Below are 16,767 nucleotides of genomic sequence, written 5' to 3'. Positions count from 1 at the left end.
AACAATACAGATTACTTCTTATACGCTTTTCGTCGATTTTTAGACTGAATTTATTGTTTGGGCGTTACCCTCCTTAGGTCGGGTCGGGCTTTCGGCAGTCGCTCCCTCCTGCGTCGGGGAGCTTCAACAAATGCCTCAATCCCTAACGCAACACTTTTACTGAAATTTTCTTTGCAAATATTAAAATCAGTCCGATAATTATAAACGGAATGCTTAAAATCTGTCCCATATTAATTGCCATTCCATCTTCAAAACCAACTTGATTTTCTTTAAAAAACTCAATTATAAACCTTGCTAAAAAGATTAAAACCAGAGCTACTCCTAAAATCAATCCATTAGGTTTTTCTTTTTTCTTGTTATAGATTATAAACAATATCCCAAATATCAAAAGATATGAAAACGCTTCATATAGTTGTGTTGGGTGTCTTGGTATTAAATCATCTCTTTGAAAAATAATTCCCCAATTTCCATTTGTGGGTCTACCATAAATTTCAGAATTCATAAAATTTCCAAATCTAATAAAGGCAGCAACAATTGGTGCAACAATAGCAACTTTATCCAAAACCTCTAAAAATTTTGTCTTGTATTTTTTACAATAAATTCCGATTGCAATTAAAACTCCAATAGTTCCACCGTGACTTGCTAACCCTTGAAATCCAATAAATTTATAAGCTTCTCCAATTTTTTTAATGGGGAGTAAAATTTCAATTGGATTTTGAAAATAATATAAAGGTTCATAAAAAAAGCAATGCCCAAGTCTAGCGCCTAAAATAATACCAACAACTATATAAATCAATAATTTTTCTAACTTTTCAAGAGCGATATTTTCTTTAATGAAAATACGTTTTTCAATATAATGAGCTAATAAAAGACCTGTAGCAAATAGCAATCCGTAATATTTTAGAGGAAAGGAATCAGTTATCCAATAAATTACAGGGTCAAGATTCCAATTTATAATTCCATCACTCATTCGCTATTATGAACTTACTTATCTTTTTTGAGTCAATTTTTATTATTAATGCTTAAAATGGCGTGTACCCGTCATAACCATGGCCACATTATTGTCGTTGCAATAATCAATACTTAACTGATCTTTTATCGAACCACCTGGTTGAATAACCGCAGTAATACCTGCATTTTTAGCAATTTCAACACAATCTGGAAACGGGAAAAATGCATCACTCGCCATAGCTGCACCATTTAAATCAAAATTAAATGATTGTGCTTTGTGTATCGCTTGGTTTAATGCATCAACACGACTAGTTTGACCTGTGCCACTGGCACATAATTGCTTGTTTTTTGCTAAAACAATGGTATTCGATTTGGTGTGTTTACATATTTTTGATGCAAAAATTAAATCCTCTAATTCGCTATCTGTTGGAGTTGTATTTGTAGCATTTTTTAAATCTTCAACCGTGTCAGTAACATTATCTTTATCTTGTACTAAAACACCATTTAAACAGGTTCTTACCGTAGTTTCTGGTAATTCAATAGCATTTAAAATTAAAAGAATACGGTTCTTTTTGCCTTTTAACACATCTAAAGCTTCATCAGAAAAAGATGGAGCAATAACCACTTCGCAGAATAGTTTATGTATTTCTTCAGCGGTAGCTAAATCAATTTCAGTATTACTAATTAAAATACCACCAAAAGCCGAAACAGGATCGCCTGCCAAGGCATCAACATAAGCTTGATGTAATGTGTCGCGTTGTGCTAAACCACAAGCATTGTTGTGTTTTAAAATAGCAAATGTTGGTGCGTCGTTTTTAAATTCGTTCATTAAATTTACGGCTGCATCAACATCTAATAAGTTGTTATAGCTTAATTCTTTTCCGTGAAGTTTTGTAAATAACTCATCAAAATTTCCAAAGAAAAATCCTCTTTGATGTGGGTTTTCGCCATAGCGTAAAACCTTTCCGTTAGTTTCACTTATTTTTAAAACCGCTTCTTCGTGGTTTTTGTTGAAATAGTTAAAAATGGCCGTATCGTAATGCGATGACACATTAAAGGCTTTAGCTGCAAAACGTTTTCTATCTGCTTCAGAAAGTGTTCCGTTATTTTCAGAAATCAATTCTAAAAACTCCGCATAATCATCAACCGACGATACGCAAATAACATCAGCAAAGTTTTTAGCAGCAGCACGAATTAACGAAATACCTCCAATATCTATTTTTTCAATTATATCTTGTTGGCTAGCTCCTGAGGTTACTGTTTTTTCAAACGGATATAAATCTACAATAACCACATCAATTTGCGGAATGTCGTATTCTGCTAATTCAGCAACATCACCATCATGATTTTGACGATTTAAAATTCCTCCAAAAACTTTAGGGTGTAATGTTTTTACACGACCACCAAGAATGGAAGGATACGATGTAACATCCTCAACAGGCACCACATCAATTCCTAAATCGTTAATAAATTTTTCTGTGCCTCCAGTAGAATAAATAGTTACACCTTGTTCGTTTAATTTTTTAACAATTGGTTCTAATCCGTCTTTACTAAATACAGAAATTAGTGCAGATTTAATCGTTTTTTCGTTGCTCATTTTAGTGTGTTGTGTATTAAAAGGCAAAAGTAATTATTTCAACTAAAAAACAAGCTCAGATATTTTGAAAAAGGAAGTCTTTTTTCAACTAATTCGCGAAGTTGTTAACAACTATAAAATTTCTGAAACTTTCTCACAAACAAACTCCAAAAAGCGTTCATCTTTTTCGGTAAACGGATCTGGTGTATTCGAGTCAATATCTATCTGTCCAACATTTTTTCCATTTACAAAAATGGGTACAACAATTTCAGCTTTTACAGTAATACTACAAGCAATATAATTATCTTGTGCAGCAACGTCTGGCACTACAAAATTTTCGTTGCTTACCGCTACTTGTCCACAAATACCTTTTCCAAAAGGAATCACTGTATGGTCTGTTGGTTCGCCAACATAAGGTCCTAAATGCAATTCTTTTTTATCGCTATTTGCAAAATAAAAACCTACCCAATTATAATAATCTATATGGGTTTCTAATAATTGGCAAACCAATAATAAACGTTCATTTATTGTTTTTGTAGTGTCAGAAACAATAGCTTCTACTTGTGGTTTTAGCAATTTAAAAGGCATAAATTCAAAAGTTTTGGTAAAAGTATTTAAAAAGATGTAAATTCGATATTTAGTTTAAATAAATTTTAAGCTCCAAACTATTTAAAAGTACTTTTTTTTGAAGGAACTCTTTGTTAAATATAAAACTGTCGTAAAATTTATACTTACATTTTTGCTAGTGTATGTATTGTTTTCGGGATTGTATCATTTTTATTTAGAAGTTTCTGAAGGCTCAAAATTCTATCCAGACTATTTAACCCATTTAGTAGCAAAACAAGTTGAGGCTTTGCTAAACACTTTTGGTTACAATACACAAGTTTTACCGCACCCAGACGAACCCTCTATGAAAGTAATTGTAAACGGCAACTATTTAGCAAGAATTATTGAGGGTTGCAATGCGGTAAGCATTATTATACTATTTATGGCGTTTATTATCGCTTTTTCTGGCAAATTAAAAATCACCTTGTTTTTTATATTTTCAGGTAGTGTTTTAATTTATACCGTTAATTTATTTCGGATTGCTATTTTATGTATGGCGCTTTATCATTACCCAGAACACGAGAAAATTTTACATGGTGTCGTTTTTCCAGCTATTATTTACGGTATGGTTTTTTTATTGTGGGTTTTTTGGGTGAATCGCTTTTCAAGCTTAAAAAAGAAACATGAGTAAATTAGTTACATATGGATTACTTTTTGTGCTTTTCGGATTATTAATTTTAATTCGTTGGTTTGAAAACGATTTGTTTTATGACCCGTATTTAATCTTTTTTAAAAACGATTATTTATATGCAGATAGCCCAAAAGTTGAGGTGTTTAAATTAATAACATACACTGTTTTACGATATGTTTTAAATACCCTTATTTCTTTAGCTATTCTATTTGTGCTTTTTAAGGATAAAAGTATTATCAAATTTTCTGGATTCATTTATGTTATTGCTTTTATTGTATTGATGCTTGGTTATTTGTATTTTGTTTTCAACCCAAAACAAGACACCTATTACATCTTTTTTAATGTGCGCCGTTTCCTAATTCAACCTATAATTTTAATCGTATTATTACCGGCATTTTATTATAATAAATTGAAGTACTAATTCTTATCATTTTATAAAATTGAAATAATGATTTTAAGTTTTTGTATTTTTGTCCTGTGATAAAACAATTTTTACATAAAGTCTTTTCAACATTGCTAGCATTTTTAGTGTTATTATCAACAGTATCTTTTACTATTGAAAAACACTTTTGTGGCGATATTTTAGTCGATGTTTCTTTGTTTTCAGAAGCTGAAAAGTGCGGTATGGAAACTTTAGAAATACAGATGAAAAAGACATGCTGCAAAGACGAAGTTGATGTTGTTAAAGGACAGGATGAGTTAAAATTTTCTTCGTTTGACGATTTAGAATTTGAACACCAACAGTTTTTAGCATCATTTGTTTATTCGTATACCAATTTTTTTAAGGGGTTACCAAATCAAATTATTACTCATAAAGATTATTCGCCACCTAATCTAGTTGCGGATATACAGGTGCTTAACGATACTTTCCTAATTTGACTTATTTTTTTGTCATTCCTGCGAAGGCAGGAATCCACTCGTGTAGTACAAATTAAAATAATATCAAATACAAAATCATGACACATACATATACAGTTACAGGTACGACCGGTTATGGTTACAATACTTCAGTTGAAGATAAACTGAATGCTTTGCATGTCTCAACATATTCAACTGAAACTTTCCAAAAAAACCATATCTAATTAAGATAATTAAAAAAGAAAATGAAATACTTAATATATATACTATTGATGCTTCCGTTGATAAGCTTTTCGCAAGATAAAATAAGCGGAATGATTATGGAGGCAAACGATAAAAATGAGTATATAGGATTAGCTGGAGCTAATGTATATTGGCTCGATACTTTGGTTGGAGTAGTCACAGATATTGATGGAAAATTTACCATTCTATATAAAAAAGAATATACTAAACTGGTGATAAGTTATGTTGGTTTTAAAACGGATACGATAACTATAAGAGAACCCAAAATGATACATCATTGGTTGCAACCCTCAGATAATTTAGATGCTGTAACGGTAACTTCCAGAAAGCAAGCCACAGCAAAATCGTATTTACAAGCCACAAATACGTTTACGGTTAGTAGCGACGAATTGCTAAAAGCGGCGTGTTGTAATCTATCTGAAAGTTTTGAAACCAATCCGTCTATCGATGTTAATTTTGCCGATGCCGTTACGGGTACAAGACAAATAAAAATGTTGGGTTTAACTAGTCCGTATATTTTAATAGCGACGGAAAATATCCCATCTATTCGAGGAGCGTCTCAAGCTTTTGGGATGAGTTTTATACCAGGAACTTGGGTGGAGAGTATTCAAATTACCAAAGGTGCAGGAAGTGTAGTTAATGGTTTTGAGAGTATAGCGGGACAAATAAATACAGAATTGGTTAAGCCAACAACCGACAATAAATTGTTTGTAAATGCTTACGCTAATGCCAACGGCCGGTTAGAATTAAACACCCATTTAAATACTGCTATAAACGAAAGGTGGAGTACAGGGTTGTATTTACATGGCAACCTTAGAGATGTAAAACACGATAAAAATAGCGATACGTTTTTAGATATGCCTTTACAAGAACAGATTAACTTGATGAATCGTTGGCAATACACCGACGCCGAAAAAGGCTTTATAACTTTTATAAATTTAAAGTTTTTAAATGATGAAAAGCAAACAGGTCAAGTAAATTTTAATCCTAAAATAGATACAGGAACAACAAAGGCTTGGGGTAGCGAAATTGATACGCGACGTTACGAAGCATCAGCTAAATTAGGGTATGTGAATCCAGAAATTCCATGGCAAAGTATTGGTCTGCAAACGGCTTTTAGTAGTCATAAACAAGAATCGTATTTTGGTTTAAATCAATACAATATTACGCATAATAGTTTGTATACTAATGCTATTTATAATTCTATTATTAGCGATTCCAGGCACAAAATTAAAACAGGAATTAGTTATACTTACGATCATTATGATGAGTTTGTAAATACAGATGATTATGAAAGAACTGAGCGTTCAGTAGGTGCGTTTTTCGAGTATAATTTTGATAATCTCGATAAGCTGAATCTAACCGCAGGAGTTCGAATAGATAACCATAATTTAATGGGAACTTTTGTTACGCCACGTGTTCACGTACGATACACGCCTTGGGAAAAATCGGCGTTACGTGCATCATTCGGAAGAGGAAAACGAAGTGCTAATATTTTTGCCGAAAACCAAAGTATATTTTCAACATCAAGAGCTATTAATATTTTAAATATTAATGGAGAGATTTATGGATTGAATCCAGAAATAGCATGGAATTACGGTGTGTCTTTTTTACAAGGATTTAATCTTTTTGATAGAAAAGCAGATCTTACTTTAGATTATTACAGAACCGATTTTCAAAATCAAGTGGTAGTAGATTTTGAAAACCCTCAAGAAGTTAATTTCTATAATTTAGAAGGCGATAGTTATGCAAATAGTTTTCAAATTGAATTAAATTATAATGTATTCGAGCATTTCGATTTACGAATGGCTTATAAATATTACGATGTTAAAACCGATTATAATTCAGGGAAACTAGAAAAACCATTAGTGCCAACAAATCGTTTATTTGCCAATGCATCATATAAAACGTATCAGCAAGAAAATGGAGCGCAATGGAAGTTTGATACTACGTTTAATTGGTTGGGCGAACAACGCTATTCATCAACAGATGGTAATCCTACTCAATATCAATTACCAGAAAACACACCAACACTTGGTACTTTAAATGCGCAGATAACCAAAGTGTTTTCTCCAAAATTTGAGGTATATTTAGGAGGTGAAAACATAACAAATGTAAAACAAGATAATCCCATTTTAGGAGCAAAAGATCCTTTTGGTTCAAATTTTGATACTACTTTTGTATATGGCCCAATTTTTGGAGCAAGTTATTATGCTGGATTACGATTTAAAATAAATTGAAACTAAAATTAAACTGATTGCCACAACTTTTTAAAAGTTCCGCAATGACAAAAACAAGAACAATGAAAAAAATAATGATTTTAGCATTAATGCTAATAGGAACAACAACTTTTGCACAAAACAAAAACCAAAAAGCTTCAATGGAAGTAGATGGTGTTTGTATGATGTGCAAAAACCGTATAGAAAAAGCCTGCTTAACATCAAAAGGCGTAAAGTCGGCTATATGGGATGTTAAAACTCATGAGTTAAAACTGATTTATGATGCACGTAAAACGGATTTAAAAGCCATACAAAAAACAATAGCAGGTGTTGGTCATGATACCAAAGAATTGAAAGCCACAGATAAGGCTTATGCTTCGGTGCATCCGTGTTGTAAATATCGCGATGAAGATGTGAAAGCTGACCATAAGGATGAAGATGGAAATTAGAAAAATTCTCTTTAAATAATATAAAAGTTCAAAGTTAATTACTTTGGACTTTTTTGTTTTTAGGACACTTAACTTTGTCAGAAAAAATATCTAGTTTCGTTTAATGTAGTCTATGTCATTATAAGGATTCATATACTTAAAAACATTAAGCGAACATCACAATAAACATTAAAACCCTAATAACTATTTGTAGTAAAGTAATCTTTATCAAAAAATTAAAAACTTAGCAATTAACTACAATTTTTATAAAGTTATGTGATAACACAAAAATTTATTCGTAAACCACTGAATTTTAAACAAGTAATTGTCCTTCATTCTAAAATTTAGTATCTTTACTCATTCAAGTCGCTTACTCACTCAATATTACTTTTATATTAATGTGTCTCATGATAGATTTGATGAAAACAAAATATTTAGAATTATGAAAACACAATTAAAATTTACGCAGAAAAAAAACCTAAGCATTTTTGGTTATTTTACAATCTTAATGATTGCTACACTAATGTTTAATCCTATTTACGGACAAACTAAAAAAACTGCTTCTACTGAAGTTTCTCAAAACGAGAGAACTGTTAAAGGGATTATCACCAATGATGAAGGTCCTGTAGAGAGCGCTAGCATCACATTAAAAGGCTCTAAAACAGGAACAGTTTCTAACAGTAAAGGCGAGTTTACATTTCCAAAACCATTAAAAACAGGAGATGTTTTACTTATTAATTATTTGGGTTACGAAACAGTAGAAGTAAAAATTAAAGACGATACGACCTTTATTCAACAGATGTTAAGTGAAGATTTAATAGAGTTTGTTGGTGCTTTAAATACCAATAAAATTTATAAATCTAAACGCTCTAATTGATAATTACGATTTCATAGCCTTGCTTAAATGAATATAATGCGCTATTTATTTTTATTCATTTTTGTATTCCAATCTCATGCCCAAATATCTGATTTTGATACTATCGATTTTAAAAAAGCAGATAGAATGGCGTTGGAATACAAAAATGAAAGGCTTGATAATTTACCCGAATTGGCTTATAAACTTACTTCGAGTTTAACTACAGATGTTGAACGTTTCAGAGCTATTTTTACCTGGGTTTGTAGTAACATTGCTAATGACTATGGCATGTATTCAAAAAACATGCGAAAACGACAACGTTTTAAAAACGATAGTGTTAGACTTGAAAATTGGAACACTCAATTTAGAAAAGCAACACTTAAAAAACTCCTAAAAAATAATAGAACCATTTGCACGGGTTATGCTTATCTTTTAAAAGAGCTTGCAAATTTAGCCAATATAGAATGTGAAATGGTGCACGGTTTTGCAAAAACGAGTACTATAAATATTGAAACGCTCGATGCGCCAAACCATTCGTGGAATGCGGTTAAGTTAAATAATAAATGGTATCTCTGCGACCCAACTTGGGCAAGTGGTATTCCTAACCCTTCAACCTTGCAATTTGAATTTCAATATAACGATGGCTTTTTTTTAGCAAACCCAGAACTTTTTGCTATAAATCATTTTCCTGTTTATGAAAAATGGTTGTTTTTAGATGTTGATAATAAATCTACATTTAAAACATTTATTGAATCACCTATAGTTTATGGTCAAGCTTATGCAAATCTCAATAACCATATTGAGCCTAAAAAAATGCATAATACGATTCAAAAAAATGAAGTAGTTACTTTTAAATATCAACTTATTAAACCTGTTAATACAGAAGATATAAGTCTTTTAATTGACAGTGGTAGTAATAGTAAAAAAGTACATCCAGAATTAATTTCAACTAAAAATCAATTTTTAACAGTTGAATATAAATTTGAACATAGAGGTTTTTATGATGTCCATTTTTTTATTGGAACAGATTTAATTTCTACTTACACATTTAAAGTAAAAAGCTGAAATGTAAATAAAACCCATAAAAAACGCTTCTCTAAAATAACTATCGAGAAGCGTTTTTTTAAATAATCTATATAGGCGTTCGCCATTACATCATTCCTGGCATACCGCCACCTCCCATTGGAGGCATTGCAGGAGCATCTTCTTTAATATCGATTAAAGCACACTCGGTAGTAAGAATCATTCCAGCAACAGATGCTGCATTTTCTAACGCAATACGTGTTACTTTTTTAGGATCGATAATACCAGCTTTAAGCATATCTACATATTCTTCTGATTTAGCATCATATCCAAAATCTTTTTTGCCTTCTAAAACTTTAGAGATAACAACACTACCTTCTCCACCTGCATTTTCAACAATGGTACGTAAAGGCGCTTCGATAGCACGTGCTACAATTTGAATACCAGTAACTTCGTCAAGGTTTTCTGTAGTAATTTTTTCTAAAACAGATTTTGCTCTAACTAGTGCTACACCGCCTCCGGCAACAATGCCTTCTTCAACAGCGGCTCTTGTAGCATGTAAAGCATCATCAACACGATCTTTCTTTTCTTTCATTTCAACCTCACTAGCAGCACCAACATAAAGTACAGCAACTCCGCCAGCTAATTTAGCTAAACGTTCTTGCAATTTTTCTTTATCGTAATCGCTAGTCGTTGTTTCAATTTGAGCTTTAATTTGGTTTACTCTTGCTTTAATATCTTTAGCATTTCCTGAACCATTTACAATTGTAGTATTGTCTTTATCAACAGTTACTGTTTCTGCAGTACCTAACATGCTTAAATCTGCATTTTCTAAAGTAAATCCTCTTTCTTCAGAAATTACAGTTCCACCAGTTAAAATGGCAATATCTTCTAACATCGCTTTACGTCTATCTCCAAAACCTGGAGCTTTAACAGCAGCAATTTTAAGTCCACCACGTAATTTATTAACTACTAATGTCGCTAAGGCTTGTCCGTCTACATCTTCTGCAATAATTAACAATGGACGACCAGATTGAGCAACTGGCTCTAATATTGGAAGGATTTCTTGTAGGTTAGAAATTTTCTTATCGAACAATAAAATGTACGGATTCTCTAAATCAGCTATCATTTTATCGGCATCAGTTACAAAGTAAGGAGATAAGTAGCCTCTATCGAATTGCATTCCTTCAACAACATCAACGTATGTTTCCATACCTTTAGCTTCTTCAACAGTAATAACACCTTCTTTACCAACTTTACCAAAAGCAGTAGCAATTAACTCACCAATGGTATCATCATTGTTAGCAGAAATGGCAGCTACTTGTTTTATTTTTTCAGAAGAATTACCAACTTGTTTAGCTTGTTTTTCTAAATCTTTTGTAATCGCTGTAACCGCTTTGTCGATACCACGTTTTAAATCCATAGGATTTGCGCCAGAAGCAACATTTTTTAAACCTTCTTTAACGATAGCTTGAGCTAAAACGGTAGCAGTTGTTGTACCATCACCAGCTAAATCGTTGGTTTTACTAGCAACTTCTTTTACCATTTGCGCACCCATATTTTCGTGTGCGTTTTCTAATTCAATTTCTTTTGCTACGGTAACTCCATCTTTTGTTACTTGTGGCGCTCCGAATGATTTACTAATAATAACGTTACGTCCTTTAGGGCCTAATGTTACTTTTACTGCGTTTGCTAATGCATCAACACCACGCTTTAAACCGTCACGTGCTTCAATATCAAATTTTATATCTTTTGCCATAATGAATTTTGTTTAAAATTTTAAACCCTCAAAACTAAATTCCAAGAAAGGAATTACTGTATTTTAATTTGAGGTTTTTATAATTTGTTTATTGTTTTTTTGAAATTTAGTAATTGTTATACAATTGCTAGTATATCGCTCTCACGCATAATTAAATAATCTTTACCTTCTAGTTTAAGCTCTGTTCCTGCATATTTACCATACAAAACAGTATCGCCAACTTTTACGGTAATAGGTTCATCTTTAGTGCCTTTACCTGCGGCAACAACTTTACCTTTTTGTGGTTTTTCTTTAGCGTTATCTGGAATAATAATTCCTGAAGCTGTTTTTGTTTCAGCAGCAGCAGGTTCTATAACAACTCTGTCTGCTAATGGTTTAATGTTTAAGCTCATTTGTGATTTTTATTTTTTAATTAATTAAATTATGTTTAACGCTTAAGCGTTATGCTAAAAATGTGCCAATGCCTTTTAACTGACAAACTTGCAGAAACAAAAAATGCCAACTGGTTGAGTTGGCATTTTTGTTTCTTTATTATGTTTTATTTTACTGTCCTGTTGAATCAGCAGGAGTAGCTGTGTTATTTGTTGTTGTAGGTAGCGGTGTTGCAGCTGGTAAAGGTTGCGTTGTTGTGGCATCAGGATCTAATGCTTTAGATTCTATACTGTCTCCACCTCGGTTAATGGCTACATTAGATAATAATATTAAAACTAATAGTAGTGTTGCTAAAGTCCATGTGCTTTTGTCTAAAAAGTCTGTTGTCTTTTTTACACCGCCTAATTGTTGTGTTCCACCGCCACCAAAAGAAGACGATAATCCACCACCTTTTGGGTTTTGCACCATAATTACTACGATTAGTAAAAATGCTACGACTACGATTAATGCTAAAAATATTGTAAACGTACTCATTATTATTCTTTAATTATTTTGTTCTTGTAATTGTTCTACTGCTTTAATTTGGTTTGCAAAGAAACCACTTTTTTCTGGATATTTCAAACTTAAAATTTTATAAGATTGAATGGCTTTTTTATAGTTTTTTTGCTCAACATAAATACGTGCTAAAGTCTCGGTCATTAAAGCTTCAGGTTGTATCATTTGAGCTTTGGCAAGATTGCCTTTTGATGTTGCCGTTTTTGATGGATTAATTTTTGGATTTTTAGAAATAAATTTATCTATCAATTCAAATTTTTTGGCTTTTTCACTGTACTCCGAATCTGCTTTTCCTTCTTTAACAGCATGTGTTTCCTCCCTTTTAATAGGCTTAAAACGGGTGAGTTTTAACCATTCGTTAAACGAATGGGTTTCTCTTTTATCAAATTGAAGAGGTTTGCCTAAATTTAAAATATCGGTAGCTGATGCTTCTTGCGTTTTGGTTTCTTTGGTAACGGTTTCTATAAGCTCCGAGTCGTTTAAAACAAAAGCCTTTTTAGGGCGCTTTTCTTTAGGTTGAAATAAAGCGGGGTCTAAAACACCATCAGTTTCTTTAATTTGTTGTTTTAACGCCTCATCAATGGCGACACTTTTATGTACTGAAATATCTTCAACTGTAACATCAATATCTTTTAAATGTGCGGTATTTTGTTTTATAAACTGAGATATTTCATTTTGAATAAAATCTTCAGATGTTATAAAGTCAAATAAAATACTTCTATCGGTTGTATAGGCAGCGGTAGTTTTAAGTTCTTGATTGTATTTAAAACTACTTTGGTCTTTTAAGCCTTTAAGGTACACTGCGCGTGCCGATTGAAAATATGGAAACTCATCAATAATAGATTTTACAGCCTCGGTTTGCTCATGTGTTATGGCTTGAGGTTTTTGAAGTATATATATATAATCTGTACTATTCATTATTGGCTAAGCCAAATTTAATTGTTTTTATCGGGATGAGATTTCTCGTTTTACTCGAAATTACATCTTCTCTGTTTTGTTACTGCTAACTGCTACTGTAAACTGATGACTGAAATTTACCATTTTGCTAAAGTAGCATTAATAATATCTTGTGTTAAGCGTTCAAAAATTTCTTCGTGGGCTGTTGCTTTTTGTGAGCCAACAAGTTGTGCGCTACCAGGGTAATCATAAAAAAACGAAAAGCTTTTTCCTTCTTCATTGTCCTCTTCATTATTTTTATTGTAAAAACTAATTTTTACGCCTATAGTTAATCTATTTTGTGCTGCCTTATTATCTGATGTTGCTGTGGTTGGAGAAACTCTATAAGTTGTAATTTCGCCTTCGTAAACCAAATCTGCGTTTGAAGTTACTAAGCTATAATTAGTTTGATCTAATATTAAATCTTGTAGCGCATTTTGAAAATCACGCTCTAAACCAGGCTCTACCAAAAGTGAGTTGTTTTCAAAACGATTAACTTGAAATGTTTCAGCTTTTATTGAGCTAGGTTGCGTAAATCCATATATACCGCAAGACTGAAATGTTACAATCGTTAGTAATAAAAAGATGTATTTTATATATTTCATTTTAACTTCCAAAATTTTTTTAAACATTTCGACTGCGCTCAGTGTGACAGTTGGATTATTTTTATAACGACAACTTTTTTATATTGTTATAATTTTAAACTGCGACTGCCAACTCATTTAAAGATCATATTGTTTAATCTTTCTGTATAAGGTGCGCTCGCTTATGCCTAATTCGGCTGCTGCTAATTTACGTTTTCCTTGGTGACGTTCAAGCGATTTTTTTATTAATTCTAATTCTTTGTCGTGTAACGATAAGGTCTCTTCTTCTTCAATCTCTTCGGCAAAGTGGTATTTATCTTGTGTGTTTGTGTTTTCGTCATGCGATTTAGAATGATCTGGAATAGATATAACTTCAGAATCTGTTAAAGCTTCTTCATAGTTTGTTTCATCTTCATCATCATTTCCATAAATTTTTTGAATTAAACTCCCATGGTCTTTTTCAACATCTTTAACGTTTCCGTTTTTCATGAGCTCCATAGTAAGTTTTTTCAAATCATTCAAATCACTTTTCATATCGAAAAGGACTTTATATAAAATTTCACGTTCACTACTAAAATCGCTTTCAGCTTTCGAAGTTTTTATAATCGCAGGTAAATTGCTACCCGATGTTGGTAAATAGCCTCTTAAGGTGTCTGCAGAAATAGTTCTGTTTTGTTCTAAAACCGAAACTTGTTCAGCTATGTTTCGTAACTGACGAATATTACCATTCCAACGGTGCTTTTGTAATACTTGTATAGCGTTATCGGTTAACTTAACCGTTGGCATTTTATATTTTAAAGCAAAATCGCTAGCGAATTTTCTAAATAATAAATGGATATCTTCTTGACGTTCGCGTAGTGGTGGTAAATGAATATCAACAGTGCTTAATCTGTAATATAAATCTTCGCGAAATTTTTCTTTGTTAATAGCTTCAAACATATTAGCATTAGTTGCTGCTACAATACGGACATTGGTTTTTTGCACTTTGCTTGACCCTACTTTTATAAACTCACCATTTTCTAAAACACGTAATAAGCGTACTTGTGTAGTTAATGGTAATTCGCCAACTTCGTCTAAAAAAATGGTACCACCGTCTGCCACCTCGAAATATCCGGAACGTGTTTGTGTTGCACCTGTAAAAGCACCTTTTTCGTGTCCGAATAATTCACTGTCAATGGTGCCTTCCGGAATGGCGCCACAGTTTACTGCAATATATTTATTATGCTTTCTATGTGATAATTGATGTATTATTTTAGGAATACTTTCTTTACCAACACCAGATTCTCCGGTAACCAAAACCGAAATATCTGTTGGTGCCACTTGAATCGCTTTTTCGATAGCGCGATTTAGTGTAATTGTATTACCAATAATTCCAAATCGTTGTTTTATAGCTTGAACTGATTCCATATTTTGTCTTTCCTGCGTATGCAGGAATCTCATTATTTATTATTATTAATTATTCTCACTCAAACCTAATGCTTCCCCAATCAATGTTGCACTCGTACAGTCCGTAACTTTTACATTTACAAAATCACCAACTTTAAATTCTTCCTTAGGAAAAACACACACAATATTTTGAGGCGTACGACCAGACCATTGTAAATTAGATTTTTTCGATTCTTTTTCAATCAATACTTCTACCGTTGTGTTTAGCCATTCTTTAGTTTTAATTTCGCTGTGAATTCTCTGTAAGTCAACAATGTCTTGTAATCTTCGTTTTTTAGTTTCTTCAGGAACATCATCCTCCATATTTCGTCCTGCCATAGTTCCTGGCCGCTCAGAATATTTATACATATATCCAAAGTTATACTTTACGTATTCCATTAACGAAACGGTATCTTGAAAATCGTCTTCAGTTTCCGTTGGGAAACCAACAATCATATCTTGACTAATAGCACAATTTGGAATTATTTGGCGAATGTTATCAATTAACTCCATGTATTCCTTACGCGTATGTAAGCGATTCATAGCTTTTAAAATACGATTACTTCCGCTTTGTACAGGTAAGTGAATATGATTACAGATATTAATATATTTCGCCATAGTTTCTACTACACCTAAAGTTAAATCTTGTGGGTTTGAGGTTGAAAAACGAATACGCATTTTTGGTTGCGCTTTGGCACAAAGTTCTAATAAATTAGAAAAACTTACAGCAGTTGCTTTTTGTAAATCACTCGCTTTATCAAAGTCTTTTTTTAGTCCACCACCATACCAAAGATAACTATCTACATTTTGCCCAAGTAAGGTGATTTCTTTATAACCTCTGTTCCATAAATCGTTAATTTCTTCAATAATACTTTGTGGATCACGACTGCGTTCTCGACCGCGAGTAAAAGGTACTACACAAAACGTACACATATTATCGCAACCTCGTGTAATTGATACAAATGCAGTAACACCGTTACTGTTTAAACGTACAGGTGAAACATCGCCATAAGTTTCTTCTTTTGAAAGAATCACGTTAATAGCATCTCTACCTTCATCAACTTCGGCTAAAAGGTTAGGTAGGTCTTTATATGCATCAGGGCCAACTACTAAATCGACTATTTTTTCCTCTTCAAGAAATTTAGTTTTTAAGCGTTCTGCCATACAGCCTAAAACGCCTACTTTCATTTTAGGGTTATGGTCACGTTTTACAGCATTATATTTTTCTAAACGTTTGCGTACGGTTTGTTCTGCTTTATCTCGAATGGAACAGGTGTTAACTAAAACTAAATCGGCTTCTTCTAATTTTTGTGTGGTGTTAAATCCTTCATTGGTTAAAATAGAGGCTACAATTTCGCTATCACTAAAATTCATAGCACACCCATAACTTTCAATAAAAAGCTTGCGTGAATTTTCTTTTTTATGTTTTAAAACTAAGGATTGTCCTTGTTTGTTTTCGTCTATAATTTTTTCCATAGTATACTGAAACCAATAGCAGTCAATAAGTGTGCAAAGATACAATTAATTTATGTTTTAGTGACAAAGTGGCAGATTGATTTTGTTTCAATTTATAAAAGGTTATCAGATTTATGTACGCAACCAAAACGTATTTTGAGCATCTATTTAAAAACTAAACTCTTAAGATATGCTAAAGCTTACCAAAAACATTTTTTTTGTTATTCTAGTCATTATGTGTTTTATGAATACACAATGCGAAGATGAAAATGATGATTTTTTTATTAGTG

Annotated in this window: 18 protein-coding genes; 8 read left to right on the top strand and 10 right to left on the bottom strand. The window is 32.3% G+C overall.

The window, feature by feature from the left end; genetic code table 11:
* Positions 1-142: 142 nt before the first annotated feature.
* From lgt to AADI82_RS07280, 3 genes are all read right to left on the bottom strand, one after another.
* Positions 143-970, bottom strand: coding sequence for a prolipoprotein diacylglyceryl transferase (gene lgt / locus AADI82_RS07290; protein WP_341215787.1), 828 nt, complete (start codon positions 968-970; stop codon positions 143-145).
* Between the two features lie 45 nt (positions 971-1,015).
* A complete protein-coding gene (gene purH, locus AADI82_RS07285; protein WP_341215786.1) occupies positions 1,016-2,548 on the bottom strand; it encodes a bifunctional phosphoribosylaminoimidazolecarboxamide formyltransferase/IMP cyclohydrolase in 1,533 nt (510 codons plus the stop codon).
* A gap of 111 nt (positions 2,549-2,659) precedes the next feature.
* The gene (locus AADI82_RS07280) at positions 2,660-3,115 is read right to left on the bottom strand and encodes a GAF domain-containing protein (protein WP_341215785.1); all 456 of its coding nucleotides are present in this window, start codon (positions 3,113-3,115) and stop codon (positions 2,660-2,662) included.
* A gap of 97 nt (positions 3,116-3,212) precedes the next feature.
* On the opposite strand from AADI82_RS07280, the gene xrtF reads away from it, so the two are divergent.
* The 8 genes from xrtF to AADI82_RS07240 all read left to right on the top strand — a co-directional run bounded on the left by xrtF (position 3,213) and on the right by AADI82_RS07240 (position 9,433).
* Positions 3,213-3,764, top strand: coding sequence for an exosortase family protein XrtF (xrtF, locus tag AADI82_RS07275; RefSeq protein ID WP_341215784.1), 552 nt, complete (start codon positions 3,213-3,215; stop codon positions 3,762-3,764).
* The gene (locus AADI82_RS07270) at positions 3,757-4,185 is read left to right on the top strand and encodes an exosortase F system-associated protein (protein WP_341215783.1); all 429 of its coding nucleotides are present in this window, start codon (positions 3,757-3,759) and stop codon (positions 4,183-4,185) included. The genes xrtF and AADI82_RS07270 overlap by 8 nt, the downstream gene beginning before the upstream one ends.
* Before the next feature lie 92 nt (positions 4,186-4,277).
* Entirely contained in the window at positions 4,278-4,643 is a 366-nt protein-coding gene (locus AADI82_RS07265; RefSeq protein WP_341215782.1) for a hypothetical protein, read from the top strand.
* Positions 4,644-4,720: 77 nt separating this feature from the next.
* Positions 4,721-4,846, top strand: a complete 126-nt coding sequence (locus tag AADI82_RS07260; RefSeq protein WP_341215781.1) for a hypothetical protein — start codon at positions 4,721-4,723, stop codon at positions 4,844-4,846.
* Positions 4,847-4,867: 21 nt separating this feature from the next.
* Positions 4,868-7,105 (top strand): TonB-dependent receptor, encoded by a 2,238-nt coding sequence (locus AADI82_RS07255; protein ID WP_341215780.1) that lies wholly within the window; start codon positions 4,868-4,870, stop codon positions 7,103-7,105.
* Between the two features lie 62 nt (positions 7,106-7,167).
* Complete coding sequence (locus AADI82_RS07250) at positions 7,168-7,533, top strand: heavy-metal-associated domain-containing protein (RefSeq protein ID WP_341215779.1); 366 nt, start codon at positions 7,168-7,170, stop codon at positions 7,531-7,533.
* Positions 7,534-7,954: 421 nt separating this feature from the next.
* Positions 7,955-8,389, top strand: a complete 435-nt coding sequence (locus tag AADI82_RS07245) for a carboxypeptidase-like regulatory domain-containing protein (protein ID WP_341215778.1) — start codon at positions 7,955-7,957, stop codon at positions 8,387-8,389.
* Positions 8,390-8,425: 36 nt separating this feature from the next.
* Entirely contained in the window at positions 8,426-9,433 is a 1,008-nt protein-coding gene (locus tag AADI82_RS07240; protein ID WP_341215777.1) for a transglutaminase domain-containing protein, read from the top strand.
* 85 nt (positions 9,434-9,518) lie between these two features.
* On the opposite strand, the gene groL is transcribed toward AADI82_RS07240, so the two are convergent.
* The 7 genes from groL to miaB form a co-directional block, all read right to left on the bottom strand.
* Positions 9,519-11,150 (bottom strand): chaperonin GroEL, encoded by a 1,632-nt coding sequence (groL, locus tag AADI82_RS07235; RefSeq protein WP_341215776.1) that lies wholly within the window; start codon positions 11,148-11,150, stop codon positions 9,519-9,521.
* A 116-nt stretch (positions 11,151-11,266) separates the two neighbouring features.
* On the bottom strand, positions 11,267-11,542 hold the full coding sequence (locus AADI82_RS07230; protein WP_341215775.1) for a co-chaperone GroES: 276 nt from the start codon (positions 11,540-11,542) through the stop codon (positions 11,267-11,269).
* Positions 11,543-11,693: 151 nt separating this feature from the next.
* Positions 11,694-12,056 (bottom strand): preprotein translocase subunit SecG, encoded by a 363-nt coding sequence (gene secG / locus AADI82_RS07225; protein WP_341215774.1) that lies wholly within the window; start codon positions 12,054-12,056, stop codon positions 11,694-11,696.
* A gap of 9 nt (positions 12,057-12,065) precedes the next feature.
* On the bottom strand, positions 12,066-12,995 hold the full coding sequence (locus tag AADI82_RS07220) for a hypothetical protein (RefSeq protein ID WP_341215773.1): 930 nt from the start codon (positions 12,993-12,995) through the stop codon (positions 12,066-12,068).
* 116 nt (positions 12,996-13,111) lie between these two features.
* Complete coding sequence (locus AADI82_RS07215) at positions 13,112-13,618, bottom strand: LptE family protein (protein ID WP_034043512.1); 507 nt, start codon at positions 13,616-13,618, stop codon at positions 13,112-13,114.
* 117 nt (positions 13,619-13,735) lie between these two features.
* Complete coding sequence (locus AADI82_RS07210; RefSeq protein WP_341215772.1) at positions 13,736-15,004, bottom strand: sigma-54 dependent transcriptional regulator; 1,269 nt, start codon at positions 15,002-15,004, stop codon at positions 13,736-13,738.
* Positions 15,005-15,049: 45 nt separating this feature from the next.
* On the bottom strand, positions 15,050-16,498 hold the full coding sequence (miaB, locus tag AADI82_RS07205; RefSeq protein WP_341215771.1) for a tRNA (N6-isopentenyl adenosine(37)-C2)-methylthiotransferase MiaB: 1,449 nt from the start codon (positions 16,496-16,498) through the stop codon (positions 15,050-15,052).
* Positions 16,499-16,767 lie beyond the last annotated feature (269 nt).

Source organism: uncultured Wocania sp. (assembly GCF_964021735.1).
In the GTDB taxonomy this organism is placed as follows: domain Bacteria; phylum Bacteroidota; class Bacteroidia; order Flavobacteriales; family Flavobacteriaceae; genus Wocania_A.
Note: the sequence above shows the minus strand (reverse complement) of the source record. Positions and strands in the feature narration are given on the sequence as shown.